The sequence below is a fragment of the Thermohalobacter berrensis genome (genome assembly GCF_003609645.1).
In the GTDB taxonomy this organism is placed as follows: Bacteria; Bacillota; Clostridia; order Tissierellales; family Thermohalobacteraceae; genus Thermohalobacter; species Thermohalobacter berrensis.
This window is the reverse complement of record NZ_MCIB01000001.1, coordinates 294,105-309,671: the sequence shown is the minus strand read 5'-3', so window position 1 is coordinate 309,671 and position 15,567 is coordinate 294,105. Positions and strand designations below refer to the sequence as shown.

At 27.8% G+C, this 15,567-nt stretch carries 17 protein-coding genes; all 17 read left to right on the top strand.

Features of this window, described 5'->3' with window-relative positions:
- The first annotated feature begins 2 nt into the window (after positions 1-2).
- Complete coding sequence (locus BET03_RS01610; protein ID WP_279230305.1) at positions 3-1,199, top strand: phosphopentomutase; 1,197 nt, start codon at positions 3-5, stop codon at positions 1,197-1,199.
- A 15-nt stretch (positions 1,200-1,214) separates the two neighbouring features.
- Entirely contained in the window at positions 1,215-2,033 is an 819-nt protein-coding gene (locus BET03_RS01605; protein WP_120166561.1) for a purine-nucleoside phosphorylase, read from the top strand.
- A gap of 17 nt (positions 2,034-2,050) precedes the next feature.
- Positions 2,051-2,878, top strand: coding sequence for a purine-nucleoside phosphorylase (locus BET03_RS01600; protein ID WP_120166559.1), 828 nt, complete (start codon positions 2,051-2,053; stop codon positions 2,876-2,878).
- On the top strand, positions 2,878-4,200 hold the full coding sequence (locus BET03_RS01595; protein WP_120166557.1) for a pyrimidine-nucleoside phosphorylase: 1,323 nt from the start codon (positions 2,878-2,880) through the stop codon (positions 4,198-4,200). The genes BET03_RS01600 and BET03_RS01595 overlap by 1 nt, the downstream gene beginning before the upstream one ends.
- Before the next feature lie 123 nt (positions 4,201-4,323).
- Entirely contained in the window at positions 4,324-5,478 is a 1,155-nt protein-coding gene (locus tag BET03_RS01590) for a D-alanyl-D-alanine carboxypeptidase family protein (RefSeq protein WP_120166555.1), read from the top strand.
- A gap of 113 nt (positions 5,479-5,591) precedes the next feature.
- On the top strand, positions 5,592-6,902 hold the full coding sequence (locus BET03_RS01585) for a tRNA nucleotidyltransferase/poly(A) polymerase-related protein (protein ID WP_120166553.1): 1,311 nt from the start codon (positions 5,592-5,594) through the stop codon (positions 6,900-6,902).
- On the top strand, positions 6,877-7,518 hold the full coding sequence (locus BET03_RS01580; RefSeq protein WP_243096828.1) for a site-2 protease family protein: 642 nt from the start codon (positions 6,877-6,879) through the stop codon (positions 7,516-7,518). The genes BET03_RS01585 and BET03_RS01580 overlap by 26 nt, the downstream gene beginning before the upstream one ends.
- 170 nt (positions 7,519-7,688) lie before the next feature.
- Entirely contained in the window at positions 7,689-8,426 is a 738-nt protein-coding gene (locus tag BET03_RS01575) for a segregation and condensation protein A (RefSeq protein ID WP_120166551.1), read from the top strand.
- A 20-nt stretch (positions 8,427-8,446) separates the two neighbouring features.
- Positions 8,447-8,983 (top strand): SMC-Scp complex subunit ScpB, encoded by a 537-nt coding sequence (gene scpB / locus BET03_RS01570; protein WP_120166549.1) that lies wholly within the window; start codon positions 8,447-8,449, stop codon positions 8,981-8,983.
- Between the two features lie 68 nt (positions 8,984-9,051).
- The gene (locus BET03_RS01565; protein WP_120166547.1) at positions 9,052-9,669 is read left to right on the top strand and encodes a DUF2953 domain-containing protein; all 618 of its coding nucleotides are present in this window, start codon (positions 9,052-9,054) and stop codon (positions 9,667-9,669) included.
- Complete coding sequence (gene ytfJ / locus BET03_RS01560) at positions 9,670-10,113, top strand: GerW family sporulation protein (protein WP_120166545.1); 444 nt, start codon at positions 9,670-9,672, stop codon at positions 10,111-10,113.
- A gap of 116 nt (positions 10,114-10,229) precedes the next feature.
- Positions 10,230-11,345, top strand: coding sequence for a D-alanyl-D-alanine carboxypeptidase family protein (locus BET03_RS01555; RefSeq protein ID WP_120166543.1), 1,116 nt, complete (start codon positions 10,230-10,232; stop codon positions 11,343-11,345).
- 99 nt (positions 11,346-11,444) lie between these two features.
- Entirely contained in the window at positions 11,445-12,410 is a 966-nt protein-coding gene (locus tag BET03_RS01550; protein ID WP_120166541.1) for a sulfide/dihydroorotate dehydrogenase-like FAD/NAD-binding protein, read from the top strand.
- Positions 12,407-13,687 carry an FAD-dependent oxidoreductase gene (locus BET03_RS01545; protein ID WP_120166539.1) on the top strand — a complete coding sequence of 427 codons (1,281 nt, stop codon included), beginning with the start codon at positions 12,407-12,409 and terminating at the stop codon, positions 13,685-13,687. Before BET03_RS01550 ends, BET03_RS01545 begins: the two co-directional genes overlap by 4 nt.
- A gap of 87 nt (positions 13,688-13,774) precedes the next feature.
- Positions 13,775-14,482, top strand: coding sequence for a pseudouridine synthase (locus BET03_RS01540; protein ID WP_120166537.1), 708 nt, complete (start codon positions 13,775-13,777; stop codon positions 14,480-14,482).
- Positions 14,483-14,546: 64 nt separating this feature from the next.
- The gene (locus tag BET03_RS01535; RefSeq protein WP_183108669.1) at positions 14,547-14,987 is read left to right on the top strand and encodes a GNAT family N-acetyltransferase; all 441 of its coding nucleotides are present in this window, start codon (positions 14,547-14,549) and stop codon (positions 14,985-14,987) included.
- Between the two features lie 2 nt (positions 14,988-14,989).
- Positions 14,990-15,562: a tRNA 5-(aminomethyl)-2-thiouridylate-methyltransferase MnmM gene (mnmM, locus tag BET03_RS01530; RefSeq protein WP_120166533.1), complete on the top strand. Its 573-nt coding sequence runs from the start codon at positions 14,990-14,992 to the stop codon at positions 15,560-15,562.
- The last annotated feature ends 5 nt before the right edge of the window (positions 15,563-15,567 follow it).

Below are 15,567 nucleotides of genomic sequence, written 5' to 3'. Positions count from 1 at the left end.
TTATGAATTATAGAAAGGAGATAAAAATGATAAATAGAGTTATTTTAATTGTGTTAGATAGTGTTGGGGTAGGAGAACTTCCTGACGCCAAAAAGTATGGAGATGAAGGTAGTGACACATTAGATAATATTTCTAAATATGTAGGTGGACTGAGATTACCAAATTTAGAAAGAATGGGTTTAGGATTAATAGAAGGTGTTACTGAAATTAATAAAACTGAAAATCCAATTGGTAGCTATGGAAGAAGCAATGAAAAATCAGCAGGTAAGGATACTACAACAGGTCATTGGGAAATTAGTGGTCTAATATTAGATAAACCATTTCCAACATATCCCAATGGTTTTCCAGATGAGATTATTTTAAAGTTCGAAGAAGCCATTGGTACAAAGATACTTGGCAACAAACCTGCTTCAGGTACAAAAATTATTGAAGAATTGGGAGAAGAACATATTAAAACGGGTTATCCTATTGTTTACACTTCAGCTGATAGTGTATTTCAAATTGCAGCTCATGAAGATGTAATTCCTGTAAAAGAATTGTATAAAATGTGTAAAATAGCTAGAGGAATCTTGACAGGCAATCATAATGTTGGTAGAGTAATTGCTAGACCCTTTATAGGAGAACCAGGGAATTTTACAAGAACTGCCAGAAGAAAGGATTTTGCATTAAAACCTCCGGGAAAAACAATATTAGATATAATTAAAGATATTAGTTTAGATGTTCTTGCTGTTGGAAAAATAGAAGATATTTTTGCAGGGAAAGGTATTACAGAAAGTATACATACTAAAGATAACATGGATGGGGTAGATAGAACAATCCAATTTATGAAAGAGAAAAATAAAGGGTTGATTTTTACTAATTTAGTGGACTTTGATATGAAATATGGCCATAGAAATGATCCAGTTGCTTATGGAAATGCATTAAAAGAATTTGATGATAGATTACCAGAAATTTTGGAAAGTATGAATAAAGACGATGTTTTAATTATAACTGCCGATCATGGTTGTGACCCTACAACAGAAAGCACTGATCATTCAAGAGAGTATATTCCTATATTAGTTTATGGAGAAATGATTAAAAAAGGAGTAAATATTGGCACAAGAAAAACCTATGCAGATATAGGTGCTACAATATTAGATATGTTAAATATAGGCGATATTAATACAGGAACTAGTTTTGCAGATTTAATTTTAAAATAGTAAGGAGGGAAAATAATGAACTTGATATACAAGATTAATGAAACAGCTAATTTTATTGAAAATAAGTTGGAAAGCAAGCCAAAAATTGGTTTAATCTTAGGGTCAGGTTTAGGGATTTTAGCTGATGAAATTCAAAATTCAATTAGCTTAGCTTATAAAGATATACCGCATTTTCCTGTGTCTACTGTAAAAGGTCATCAAGGGAAATTGGTAATTGGTAAATTAGATAACAAAGATGTAATTGCAATGCAAGGGCGTTTTCACTACTATGAAGGTTATTCAATGGAAGAAGTTACTTTCCCAGTAAGAGTTATGAAAAAATTAGGTGTAGAAAAAATTATAATTACAAATGCTGCCGGGGGAGTAAACACAGAATTTGAGCCAGGAGATTTAATGATTATAAAAGATCACATTAATTTTGCATTTGACAATCCTCTAATAGGAAAAAATCATGAAGAACTAGGGCCAAGATTTCCCGATATGTCAAATGCATATAGTAAGAAATTAATTAAGTTAGCAAAGGAAAGTGGAAATAAATTAGACATTAATTTAAAAGAAGGTACATATATGTTCTTAACAGGTCCAACCTATGAAACACCAGCTGAAATTAAGATGGTCTCTTACTTAGGAGCAGATGCAGTAGGTATGTCAACTGTGCCTGAAGTAATTGTTGCAGTTCACAGTAATATAGAAGTATTAGGAATTTCTTGTATAACAAACATGGCTGCTGGTATTTTAGATCAACCATTAGACCATAGTGAAGTTATAGAAACTACTCAAAAGGTTAGAAATAAATTTATCAAGCTAGTTAAAGAAATTTTAAAAAATATGTAGACTTTAGGAGGGATACAATGATTAATTTATTAGATAAAATAAAAGAAACTAGTAAATTTCTTAAAAGTAAATTAGATATTAAACCAGAAGTAGGGTTAATATTAGGGTCCGGGTTAGGTACATTAGCAGATGAAATTGAAGAGGCTACAATCTTTAATTATGAGGATATTCCTAATTTTCCAGTCTCCACAGTAGAAGGACATGAAGGTAAGCTAGTAGTTGGTATTTTAAAAGGAAAAAAAGTTGTAGCTATGAAGGGAAGATTTCATTATTATGAAGGTTACAGCATGAAAGATATAACATTTCCAGTAAGAGTAATGAAAGAGCTTGGCGTGAAAATGCTTTTAGTAACTAATGCATGTGGAGGTTTAAATGAAAAATTATATCCTGGAGCATTAATGATTATCAATGATCATATTAATTTAACAGGTGATAATCCACTAATTGGACCTAATGATGAAGAATTAGGGCCAAGATTTCCTGATATGTCAAATGCATATGATAAAGAACTAATAAAATTGGCAGTAAAAGTAGCTGAAAAACAGAATATTGAAATTGAAAAAGGAGTATATACAGCTATAAGTGGCCCAAATTATTTATCTAAAGCAGAATTAAGAATGTTAATGAAAATAGGTTCTGATGCATTAGGGATGTCTACAGTACCTGAAGTAATTGTTGCTAGACATTCTGGATTAAGAGTTTTAGGAATTGCATGTGTAACAGATATGGCAATACCAGATACTCTTGAATCTATAAGTCATGAAGAAGTTATAGAAGTTGCTAATAAAACAAGACCTAAATTCATCAAATTGGTTAAAGAGATAATCAATGAGGTGGATTTATAATGAGAATGTATGACATTATAAAGAAAAAAAGGGATGGTGGAGAACTTACTAAAGAAGAAATTAATTTTTTTATAGAAGGTTATACAAAAGGAAAAATTCCTGATTATCAAGCATCAGCTTTGCTAATGGCTATTTATTTTAATAAAATGACAAAAGAAGAAACGATTAATTTAACTGAAGCAATGATTAAATCAGGTGATACAATAGACTTATCTTTGATTAATGGTGTTAAAGTTGATAAACACAGTACAGGTGGTGTAGGAGACAAAACTTCTTTAGTATTAGGACCAATGGTTGCCGCATGTGGATTACCTGTAGCTAAAATGTCTGGTAGGGGACTAGGACATACAGGTGGGACTTTAGATAAATTAGAGTCAATAAAGGGTTTTAATGTTAATCTTGATATAAATGAATTTACTCAAATAGTAAATAAAAATAAATTAGCTATTTGTGGGCAAACGGCTGATGTTGCACCAGCGGATAAGAAATTATATGCATTAAGGGATGTGACAGCGACTGTCGATAATATATCTTTAATAGCAAGTAGTATAATGAGTAAAAAATTAGCTATGGATTCAGATGCTATTGTATTAGATGTAAAAGTAGGAAAAGGAGCTTTTATGAAAGAAATAGAAGATGCTTTTCTATTAAGTAAAGAAATGGTTGATATAGGCACGAATATGGGAAGAGATGTTGTAGCCCTATTAACTGATATGAATGAACCATTAGGGTATGCAGTTGGAAATGCTCTAGAAGTAAAGGAAGCTATTGAAACCCTAAAAAATGAGGGACCTAAGGATTTAGTGGAACTATGTTTAAACTTAGGCTCTTGGCTGTTGTTTTTAGGTAAGAAAGTTAAAAGTATTGAAGAAGGTAAAGATAAGTTACTGAAAGTACTAGAGACTGGTAAAGCATATGATAAGTTTATAGAATTTATAGAAGCTCAAAATGGGGATTCTGAATATGTGAAGGATAAAACCAAATTACCTCAAGCAAAACATATTCTTGAATTAAGAAGTGAAAAATCCGGCTACATAAATTCAATAGATGCTGAAGAGATTGGAAAATGTGCTTTAATTTTAGGAGCAGGCCGTGAAACTAAAGAGAGTTCAATAGATTTATCTGCTGGTATTGTATTAAATAAGAAAGTTAATGATAAAGTTGAAAATGGCGATACCATTGCTTATATTCATACTAATGATTTAAATAAAGGAAAAGAAGTAGTCAATAAACTAAAAAATATTATAAAAATAAATAATAATAGAAGAGAGAAAAAATTAATATATGGTATAGTTGATAAAAATGGAATAAAAAAATATTAATTATGTTTTAGAGGCTATGTTTTAGCCTCTTTTTTATTTTTTGAGTTAACCTTTTGTATAACTTAAATAAGTAGTGGTTAACCTAATTGTAAGAATTGAATAAAGGAGGTACTTAAGATAAATATGAAAAGGAAATTAGTTAGTGTCTGTATCTCTTTGTTACTTTTATTAAATAGTATGGGATTTATTTATGCAGAAACTAGTTTTGATGTAAAAGCTAAGTCAGCAATTTTAATTGACGCATCAACTGGCAAAGTTATTTATGAAAAAAATCCTCATAAAAAGCTAGCACCTGCCAGTATTACTAAAATAATGGTACTATTATTAGCAATGGAAGCATTAGAAAATAATAAAATTAGCCTTGAAGATGAAGTGGTTGTAAGCAGAAATGCTTCAGGAATGGGTGGAAGTCAGATATATTTAGAGGAAGGTGAAGTACAAAAGGTTGAACATTTAATTAGGGCTATAGCTTTAAGATCGGCTAACGACGCTGCTGTAGCTTTGGGTGAACACATAGCAGGTAGTGAAGAGTTATTTGTGAAAATGATGAACGAAAAAGCAAAAGAACTTGGAATGTTAAATACCCATTTTATGAATCCAACTGGTCTCGATGACGAAAGTCATTACACATCGGCTTACGATGTAAGTCTAATGTCTAGAGAATTACTTAAATATCCTAAAATTCATAATTGGTTAACCTTATGGATGAGTAAAGTTAAAGTTGGGAAAGAAAAAGATATAGAACAAGTATTAGTAAATACTAATAGATTGATTCATGACTATAAGGGAGCCAATGGAATTAAAACCGGAAGTACTAGTAAAGCTGGCTTTTGTCTATCAGCATCAGCTACTAGGGGAAATCTTACATTAATAAGTGTTGTTATGGGATGTGATAGTTCTAGTATTAGATTTATGGAGTCTAAAAAATTATTAGACTACGGATTTGCTAATTACACATCAATTCCTATACTTAAAAAAGGACAATTAGTTAAAAGATTGCCAGTTAACAAAGGGAAAGCTAATAACGTTAATATTATTTCAAAGGAAGATTTCAGTTTATTAGTTAAAAAGGGTAAAGGAAAAAAAGTTGAGAAGAAAATAGTCCTTCCAGAATATATAAATGCTCCTATTAATAAAGGTCAAAAAGTTGGAGAAATGATTTTAATGTTAGATGGTAAAGAAGTGAATAGAGTAGACCTAATATCTAAAGAAAAAGTAGAAAAAGCTTCACTTGTAGATATGTTACTTAAGATTGTTAATAAAATATTAGGAGATTAAAATATTTATAACATAATTAATGCTAGGTATATTTGTAATTTCTTTTATAAAATTATAAAATATATCTAGCATTAATTTTATGAAACTTTTGTAAAATTAAGGAGAAATATCTTATGATTTCAAATAAAAAAATTTACAAACATAATTTTATGTTACCTAATAAACTAAAATCAATTTTAAGTGATATTAATGAAGTTATAAAACATAAAAATATAATAGTTTATTTAGTAGGTGGATGTGTGAGGGATTTACTATTAGGGCTTGAAAATTTAGACTTAGATTTTGTAACCTTAGATGATGGTTTGAATTTCGCTAAAATGGTACATAAAAGAATGGGGGGCAAATTAACTGTTCATAATAATTTCCGAACTGGATCTATTAATTTAGGAAATAGGATTAATATAGATATTGTTACTGCTAGAAAAGAATATTATGAAGAACCAGGAAAGCTACCTAAAGTGGAGTTTGGATCATTATTAGATGATTTAATAAGAAGAGATTTTACGATGAACACTTTGCTTTTAGATTTTAAAAATTTGGACAACCCTATTATTTACGATTATTTTGATGGAGTTTCAGATTTATATAATAAAAAAATTAGAGTGCTACATGATAATAGTTTTATTGACGACCCTACAAGGATATATAGAGCTGTCAGATTCACATGTAGATATAATTTTGAAATTGAAGACAACACATTAAAATTAATTAACAAAGCACTAAAAAACAATGTATTAACTTCAGTTAGTGAAGATAGATTATTTACTGAAATAATTAAAGGAATAAAAGAGAGAAATAGTTATAAGGTTTTAAAAAAATATGATGAATTTAACTTATTTTCATTTATCAGTAATACTATGTTTATAAATAATGTAATAATTGATAAGTTTAATAATTTAGAACAAATTAATAAAATAAAGAAAGGCTATAAATTTCCTCAAATATCAGATACTGAAGTTAAAATAATGATACTTTTTCATAACTTAAAGGAAAAAGAACTTCAAAATTTGTTGGAGAAATTAAGCCTTAAAAAAGATACTAAGAAGAAACTATTAGAATTAAAGGAAAATTATGGTAAAACACTAAATATACTGAGTAAACCAAATTTATCTTCTTATGAGTTATATAAAACACTTAATAAAAAGACATATGAAGAAATACTCTATTATCTTATTATGAACTATAATGATAATATTATAAGAAGCAGAATATATCAATATACGACTAACTTTAAAAATAAAAAACTTTTAATTGATGGTAAAGATATTAAAGACTTAGGTGTGAAAGAAGGTCCTATTTATAAAAAAATACTAGATATAATGTTAAAAGAAACATTAAATAATAATTTAAATACAAAAGAAAAACAGTTAAAAGTTTTAAAAGAGGTTATAAAAAATAATGAAAGAAGTGATTATAATGATTAGTACTCTATTAAGTACCTTTATTAACAAATTAATTATTTTACCTGGACTTTTAATTGCTATAACTTTACATGAACTTGCCCATGGATTTACTGCATATTTAATGGGAGATGCTACTGCTAAAAATAACGGAAGACTATCATTAAATCCTATAGTTCATATTGACCCAATAGGTTTTCTATTATTGTTTGTGGCTGGCTTTGGATGGGCTAAACCAGTTCCTGTTAATCCCATGTATTTTAATAACAGAAAAATGGGAACTATTTTGGTATCATTAGCAGGACCATTAGCTAATTTTATATTATCTATTATTTCTGCAATTATTTTAGTTACTGGTATAATTACAAATTCATTAATAATAAAAATTTTCGAATTAACTCTTCTTTATAATATTGTCTTGGGAGTATTTAATTTATTACCTTTTCCACCTTTAGATGGATCTAAAATTTTAGCAAGTATCTTACCAACTAAGTATGAAATGTTATTTTATAGATATGAGAAATACACGTATTTACTATTAATCTTTTTAATAATGACAAATGTTATTGATAGACTATTAAACCCTCTAATCATTTTATGGTATAATTTATTAGTCAATATTACAAATATTCTTTTATAACACATAGGAAATTATAAACAAACAAAAACTATGGATAAAATATAATTTACGTCATGTTTTTAAAAAAGTCAACCTTGAGAATCTTTTTTATTTAAATAGAAGACTTTTTTATAAAAGTAATTATAATTAATGGTTTTAATATTTAAAACTAACAAGTAGGGGTTATGATTATGAAATATAATGTTATTTTAGAAACTTTTGAAGGTCCATTTGATTTGTTATATCATCTTATAGAAAAGGAAGAGGTAGATATATACGATATACCAATTGCTAAAATTGCTGACCAGTATATTGAATATATTGAACAAATGAAGGATTTAGATTTAGACATAACTAGTGAGTTTCTAGTTATGGCTTCACATTTACTAGAAATTAAGTCAAAAATGCTCTTACCAAAAAAAGAACCTGAGGGAGAGCAGCTTGAATTAGAAGAAGTAGACCCAAGACAGGACTTAATTAACAAGCTTATAGAATATAAAAAATATAAAGAAGCAGCTTCAAAATTAAAAAGTAAAGAAAAAGTTCATAGTAAAGTGTTTTTTAAGCCACAAGAAGAATTAGATAACTTTTTAGAAAAAGATGAGCCAGTGCTAGAAGGTGTAAAGTTATGGGACCTAATTGATGCATTTAACAAGGTAATATCTAAGAATAAAAAAAATGGCAAAAAAGTTAATATTAAGGAAATTAAGCGAGATGAAATTACTATAGAAGAAAGTATAGAAAATTTAAAAAGTATAATGAAAAGAAAAAGAAAGGTAAAATTTAGTGAGCTATTTAATAATAATATGAGTATATCAACTATTGTAGTTACCTTTTTGTCTATCTTAGAGCTTATAAAAAATAAATTTATTATTGTTATACAAAAGAAAAACTTTGATGAAATAATTATTAAAATAAATAAAACTTAAGATAAAATAGGAGGTCTTGTATGGATAAAAGAGAAATAAAATCAATTATAGAGGCACTTCTATTTACTTGGGGAGATCCTTTATCATTAGAAGATATTGCTTCAATAATTGAAATAGATAAAAATAAAGTAAAGGAAATCATAGATAGTATGATTGATGAATTTAATTATCAAAGAAGAGGAATACAAATAATTCAGATGAATAATAAATATCAATTGAGTACAAGGCCTGAGCACTATGACTGGATAAAAAAGTTGTGTTCTCCTAAAAAAAATAAAAGTTTATCCAATGCAGCTTTAGAAACTTTATCAATAATAGCTTATAAACAACCTATCACAAAAGCTGAAATTGAATCCATTAGAGGTGTTAAGTGTGACAAAGCTTTAAGTACTATAATTGAAAAAAATTTAGTAAAGGAAGTTGGTAGGTTAGAAAAGACAGGTAGACCTATATTATATGGTACCACTGATGAATTTTTAAAATATTTTGGGTTGAAATCATTAAACGATTTACCACAAATAGATAAATTATCAGATCATGAAAATAACACAGCTTAAGCTGTGTTATTTTTTGTTTTATTGGGAAAAATAGTTAATAAAGTTATAGCCTATTGAGGTGAAATAATTTGACTTTATTAATTTTAGTTCTTTTACTTAGTATATTTTCTTTTTTTATACCACTTAATATTAATGTAAAATTTACTAAAAAAAATAATAACGAAAATTTAGAGATAAAATTTATTACTCTAAGAGGTTTAATAAAAATAGGAATAGAGATACCTTTTGCTAAAACATTAAAAAAACATAATGATTATTTCTTTCATATAGAGCCTAAACTTGAAGGTGGAAAAAATGAAAAAAATATATTATCTTTAAATCAAATGGTGACTTTAAAGAAAATATATTTAAAAACAATTAAGAATAGGGAGATTTTTCTAGAAGTAAAAAATTATTTATTAAAAAAAATCAGTATAAAAAAATTATATTGGAACAGCAAAATAGGCTTAGAGGATGCAGCGATAACTGGTATAGCTATTGGATTATTATGGAATTTTAAGAATATCCTTATTATTTTTATAAATAATAATATTCAATCTGAAAATATAAGTTATAATATTATTCCAGAATTTAATAAAAAAGTATTTGAAACTAAATTTGACTGTATAATTAGAGTTAAATTGGTTTATATTATTATTGCAGGTTTTATAGGACTAAAAAGTAAAGTAAAGAGGGTGGTGAAATAATTGGCTGAGCATCCTATTGAAGGCTTAATGAAAACTACTATGGAAAGTTTAAAAGAAATGGTAGATGTAAATACAATTGTAGGGGAAGCTGTAGAATCACCGGATGGATCAGTAATAATACCTATATCTAGAATATCACTTGGTTTTGCAGCAGGAGGTGGAGAATATAATAGTACAAGTAAAAATAAACAGGACAAACCTGAAGAGCAAAGCAACAAGCTTCCCTTTGGTGGAGGCTCAGGTGCTGGAGTTTCAGTGCAACCAGTTGCCTTTATAGTTGTAGGCAATGGTAATGTAAAATTACTTCCGGTTGATCATGGAACAAACATATTAAATAGTTTATCTGATATTTTGCCTAAATTAAGTAAAAATTTTCAGGATTACACTAGAAAGAAAAGAGAAAGAAATAGAGATAAAGAAGATAAAGAAAAAAAAGAAGAGTAGAGCAAATCTACTCTTTTTTACTTTTTATAGCAAAATTTAGAAACTATTCAATTGAATTAAATATACACGTCTAGAAATAATAATACTATAACTTAATGGATAATGGAGTGAGAGTAATGAAAAAGCAGAAAAAGTATTTATTAATTTTGGTTACTTTTTTAATACTATTTTCTTATAATACAACATATGCTGATAATTTAATGATAAATGGGAAAAGTGGTATATTAATTGAAAGAAATTCTGGAAGAATACTTTATTCTTATAATCCACATTTAAAACTTCCAATGGCTAGTACTACTAAAATAATGACGGCATTATTAGCTTTAGATTATGGCAATTTAGATGATATTGTAAAGGTGAAAAGAAGTGCAGTTGGTATTGAAGGATCAAGTATATATTTAAAGACAGGAGAAGAAATTACATTAAGGGACCTAGTTTATGGATTGATGTTAAGGTCAGGTAATGACGCAGCAGTTGCTATAGCAGAACATATTAGTGGATCAGTTAATAAATTTGCCCAACTTATGAATAAAAGAGCAAAAGAAATTGGAGCTAAAAATACGAACTTCACCAATCCCCATGGACTTCATAACGATAATCATTATACTACAGCTTATGACTTAGCAATTATTACAAGGGAAGCATTAAAAAACGAAGAATTTAGAAAAATAGTAAAAACAAATTTATGGGTAGCAAATCGACCTATAAATAAATACTTTTATAATAAAAACAAAACAATAAGACAATATGAAGGCGGGGATGGAGTTAAAATCGGATATACAACTCGTGCTGGCAGGTGTTTAGTGGCTAGTGCAACAAGAAATAATATGCAATTAATTGCAGTTGTATTAGACGATTATTCTTGGTTTAATGATTGTTATAAGTTATTTGATTATGGATTTAGTAATTACAAGCCTATGGTTATTTATGAAAAAAACCAATTTATCAAAAACATAAAGGTATTAAATGGTAAAAGCAATAATTTACAAGTTGTAGCCGATAAAACAGTATTATTACCCTTAAAAGAAGAGGAAAAGAAAGATATTAAAACAATAATAAAACTACCAAAGGAAATTAAAGCACCTATCAAAAAAGGTCAAGTTATAGGCAAAATAAAAGTTTTCTTAGAGGGAAAATTAATTTCTTCAAACAATTTAATAGCTTTTAATAGCATAAAGGAAAAAGGTATTTTAGATAAAATTACAGATTTTATTGGTGCAATAGTAGATTAGACTTCTGATTAAGTCAGAAGTCTTTTTTTGTAACAAAATAAATTGATAAAAAATAACTTAATAGTATAACCAAGATTAATTTGGGAGGGAGGGGGTACATTGGGTGATTTAAAACTTAAATGTGTTGATGCTGGGAGTGAGTTTTGTCCTTGCTATCTAGCTGAAACCAATGATTGTATAACTTGTTCACATCTACAAGGTAAAGATTTTTGTGACTGTAATTGGACAGGGGTATGTATATATCAAGAATATGTCTGGAACGGATATAAAAGTAAAAACAGTAGAGAAATTATAGGTAGTAAAATAATAAATAAAAAAAATATTAATAAAAAGTGTGTACTTTTAAAACTTAAGGTAACAAAAACACTAGCAAGGCAATTAAGGGAGCCTGGTTCTTATGTTTTTTTGAGAAATCCAAATGTTTCTGAATATTTTGATGTACCAATGTCAGTAATGGATGCTGATGAATTAAATGGCTATATTTATATAGCATATAAAATTCATGGAACAAAAACTAAAAAATTAGATGAATCAAATAAAAATGTACTTTTAAGGGGTCCATATTGGAATGGTGTTTTAGGATTTAAAAATTTAAAAACTACTAGTAATAGTAATTGTTTAGTAATAGCAAGGGGAATAGCTCAAGCACCTACTGTTCTAGTAGTTAAAAAATTAATAAGAAATAACAATAACGTAACTGTAATCCTCGATAAAGGAAATATTAATGAAATATTTATTGAAGAGTTCATTAAAGGTTTAAATGTAAATATTATTCAGGAAAATTTAAAAAGTAGTAAAGGAAAATTTTTAGTTGAAAAAGCTTTAAAAGAAGAAAAAGTACAATTAGTATTTATTGGAGGTTCAAGTTCATTTCAATATGAATTGATGAAAAAAATTGATGGTCTTAATTTAAATCCTAAAATCGTTATTACTAATAATAAAGAAATGTGCTGTGGTGAAGGTATATGCGGTAGTTGTAGTATACAATTAGAAGATGGAAGTATTATTAAGCTTTGTAAAACTCAAATCGATGTTGAAAAATTATTGAAAGGAGGGTTAAGATGACAAGAGTAATTGTAATTGGAGGTGGATGGTCTGGTTGCGCTGCTGCTATAGCTGCAACAAAAGCTGGTGCAGAAGTTATTCTATTAGAAAAAACAGATATGTTATTGGGGCTAGGCAATGTTGGCGGAATAATGAGAAATAATGGAAGATATACTGCTGCAGAAGAGAATATTTATTTAGGTGGAGGGGAATTATTTCAAATTACTGACGCTGTAAGCAGACATACAAATGTAAATTTTCCAGGACATAAACATGCATCTTTATATGATGTTACTAAAGTGGAACCAAGAGTTAGACGATTATTAAATGAATTAGAAATTGATGTAAGGTTAATGGTAAGAGCAGTTGATGTGGAAAAAGAAGAAAATAGTATAAAAGGGATAATATTATCGGATAATAAGAAGATTGAAGGAGATGTTTTTATAGAAACTACTGGTTCAACTGGTCCAATGGGGAATTGCTTAAAGTATGGAAATGGTTGCTCAATGTGTATTTTAAGGTGTCCATCTTTTGGGCCTAGAATTAGTATTAGCAAAAGAGCTGGAATTGAAGATATTTTAGGACAAAGAGGTGATGAGTCTTACGGTGCTTTCAGTGGATCTTGCAAATTAAATAAAGATTCTTTAAGTAAAGAAATTCAAAATAAATTAAATGAAAAGGGAGTTGTAGTATTACCAGTTCCAAAAGAAGATGTAAAATTAGATAAATTAGATTTGAAAGTTTGTCAGCAATATGCACTGAAAGAATTTGCAGAAAATGTTGTTATTTTAGATACAGGCCATGCTAAACTTATGACTCCTTTTTACCCATTAGAAAAATTAAGAAAAATTAAAGGATTAGAAAATGCAAGATACGAAGATCCCTATTCAGGAGGAAAGGGAAATTCAGTAAGATATTTATCAATTGCTCCTAGGAATAACAATATGAAAGTTTTAGGAATAGATAATTTATTATGTGCAGGGGAAAAATCTGGACTTTTTGTTGGTCATACAGAGGCAATAGTAACCGGTACATTAGCTGGCCATAATAGTGTTAGATTAAGTTTAGGAATGCCTCTTTTAGAACTTCCTAGAAATATTGCTATTGGTGATTTGATTGCATATGCCAATGAGCGTATTAAAACTAAGGAAGGTCTTAAAAAACGATATACATTTGCTGGATCTGAATATTTCGAAAGAATGAAAAAGCAAGGTCTATATACAATAGATAAAGAAAAGATACAAAAAAGAATAGATAGGATGAACTTGCTTAATATATATAATGAAAAGTTATTATAGTTTTATTCTATTGATAAAAGCATAAGATAATGATAAGCTTAAATTATAGAATAATTTGGAAAACAAAAGAAAAAGGACGGGGATTAAATGAGACTTCAAAAATTTATGGCAAAATGTGGTGTAGCTTCAAGACGTAAATCAGAAAAAATAATTTTAGATGGAAGAGTTAAGGTAAATGGTAAAGTAATAACTGAATTAGGTTATAAGGTTAATCCTGATAAAGATATTGTGAAGGTTGATAATAGATTAATAAAACTAGAAGACGAGAAAGTTTATATAGCTCTCAATAAACCAGTGGGATATGTGACAACAGTTTCAGATCAATTCAATAGGCCTACAGTTATTGACTTAATAAAAGGGGTAAAACAAAGAATATATCCTATTGGAAGGTTAGATTACGATACTTCAGGATTGTTGATACTTACAAATGATGGTGACTTGACTTATAAATTAACACATCCAAAGCACGAAGTAGTTAAAACATACATTGCACAAATTAAAGGTATCCCTAATGAAGTAGAACTAAAAAAATTTAGAGAAGGAATTGAAATTGATGGAAGAATTACTGCAAAGGCAAAGATAAAAGTCTTAAAAAAGTATAATAGTACATCCATAGTAGAAATACAAATACATGAAGGTAGAAATAGACAAATTAGAAAAATGTGTGAAAAAATTAATCATCCTGTTGTAAAATTAAAGAGGATTAAAATAGGAAATTTAATATTAGGAAATCTTAAAGAAGGGAATTGGCGTTATTTAAATAAGAGTGAAATCAAATATTTGAAAAATTTATAAACATTATATAATTAATAATTATTATTCTATAATGTGACTTATGAAAAACAAATGGAGGAATAATATGATTACAATTAGAAGATTAAATTCATCAACAGATAGAAAAAAGTTAAAAAAAATATTATCAAAAAACAATTTTGATGATAAAAAAGAAGAAAATGAGGTAATTTATTTAATAGAGGAGAATAATGAAGTTTTAGGAGTTAGCAAATTAACTATATGGGATAATATAGGAATATTAAAATATTTAATTATAGATAAAAATATACGGGGTAATAATTTAGGAGATGGTTTATTAAGAGCAACTTTAAATTACTGTTACTTAAATGGAATTAACAAGGTATACTATCTAGAAAGTGATAATTATTTGTTAAAAAAAGGATTTGAAAAAATAGATATTATTGATGCTGAAGATAATATAAAAAGACTAATAAATAAAAAAACTGCTTTAGTATGTGATGTGCCAGTTTTTTTCGAAAATACATGTAATAATGGAAGGGGTTAATTATGCAGTGTAAGTACTTTACAAAAGCTACTGATTTGGCTAAATGGATTATTGAAAAAAAAATAAAAGTAGGAAGTGTAGTAGTGGATGCAACAGTAGGAAATGGACATGATACATTTTATTTAGCAGAAAAAGTTGGAAAAGAAGGTAAAGTATATGGATTTGACATACAAGATTCAGCATTATTAAATACAAAAAAAAGATTAGTAAATAATAATGTATTTGACAGAGTTGAACTAATAAAGGATAGCCATGAAAAACTAGATGCTTATGTAAAAGAAAAAGTTGATTTAGTTATTTTTAACTTAGGATATTTACCAGGTGGAGACCATAGCATAGTTACTAAACCTGAATCTACAATAAAGGCAATTGAAAAAAGTTTATTAGCATTAAAAAAATATGGAATTTTATTAGTGGTAGCTTATTATGGACATAAAGGTGGTAAAGAAGAAAAGGAAAAAGTAGAAAATTATCTCAGAAATTTAGACCAGAAACAATTTAATGTTTTAAAATTTGATTTTATAAACCAAATTAATAATCCACCTATACTTTTTGGAGTTGAGAAAAAAGGTTGAGAAAA

What these genes read in the sequence shown, in the direction of transcription:
- BET03_RS01610 (WP_279230305.1), top strand. Translation starts at nt 3, where the DNA reads ATGAATTATAGAAAGGAGATAAAAATGATAAATAGAGTTATTTTAATT.
- BET03_RS01605 (WP_120166561.1), top strand. Translation starts at nt 1,215, where the DNA reads ATGAACTTGATATACAAGATTAATGAAACAGCTAATTTTATTGAAAAT.
- BET03_RS01600 (WP_120166559.1), top strand. Translation starts at nt 2,051, where the DNA reads ATGATTAATTTATTAGATAAAATAAAAGAAACTAGTAAATTTCTTAAA.
- BET03_RS01595 (WP_120166557.1), top strand. Translation starts at nt 2,878, where the DNA reads ATGAGAATGTATGACATTATAAAGAAAAAAAGGGATGGTGGAGAACTT.
- BET03_RS01590 (WP_120166555.1), top strand. Translation starts at nt 4,324, where the DNA reads ATGAAAAGGAAATTAGTTAGTGTCTGTATCTCTTTGTTACTTTTATTA.
- BET03_RS01585 (WP_120166553.1), top strand. Translation starts at nt 5,592, where the DNA reads ATGATTTCAAATAAAAAAATTTACAAACATAATTTTATGTTACCTAAT.
- BET03_RS01580 (WP_243096828.1), top strand. Translation starts at nt 6,877, where the DNA reads ATGAAAGAAGTGATTATAATGATTAGTACTCTATTAAGTACCTTTATT.
- BET03_RS01575 (WP_120166551.1), top strand. Translation starts at nt 7,689, where the DNA reads ATGAAATATAATGTTATTTTAGAAACTTTTGAAGGTCCATTTGATTTG.
- scpB (WP_120166549.1), top strand. Translation starts at nt 8,447, where the DNA reads ATGGATAAAAGAGAAATAAAATCAATTATAGAGGCACTTCTATTTACT.
- BET03_RS01555 (WP_120166543.1), top strand. Translation starts at nt 10,230, where the DNA reads ATGAAAAAGCAGAAAAAGTATTTATTAATTTTGGTTACTTTTTTAATA.
- BET03_RS01545 (WP_120166539.1), top strand. Translation starts at nt 12,407, where the DNA reads ATGACAAGAGTAATTGTAATTGGAGGTGGATGGTCTGGTTGCGCTGCT.
- BET03_RS01540 (WP_120166537.1), top strand. Translation starts at nt 13,775, where the DNA reads ATGAGACTTCAAAAATTTATGGCAAAATGTGGTGTAGCTTCAAGACGT.
- BET03_RS01535 (WP_183108669.1), top strand. Translation starts at nt 14,547, where the DNA reads ATGATTACAATTAGAAGATTAAATTCATCAACAGATAGAAAAAAGTTA.
- mnmM (WP_120166533.1), top strand. Translation starts at nt 14,990, where the DNA reads ATGCAGTGTAAGTACTTTACAAAAGCTACTGATTTGGCTAAATGGATT.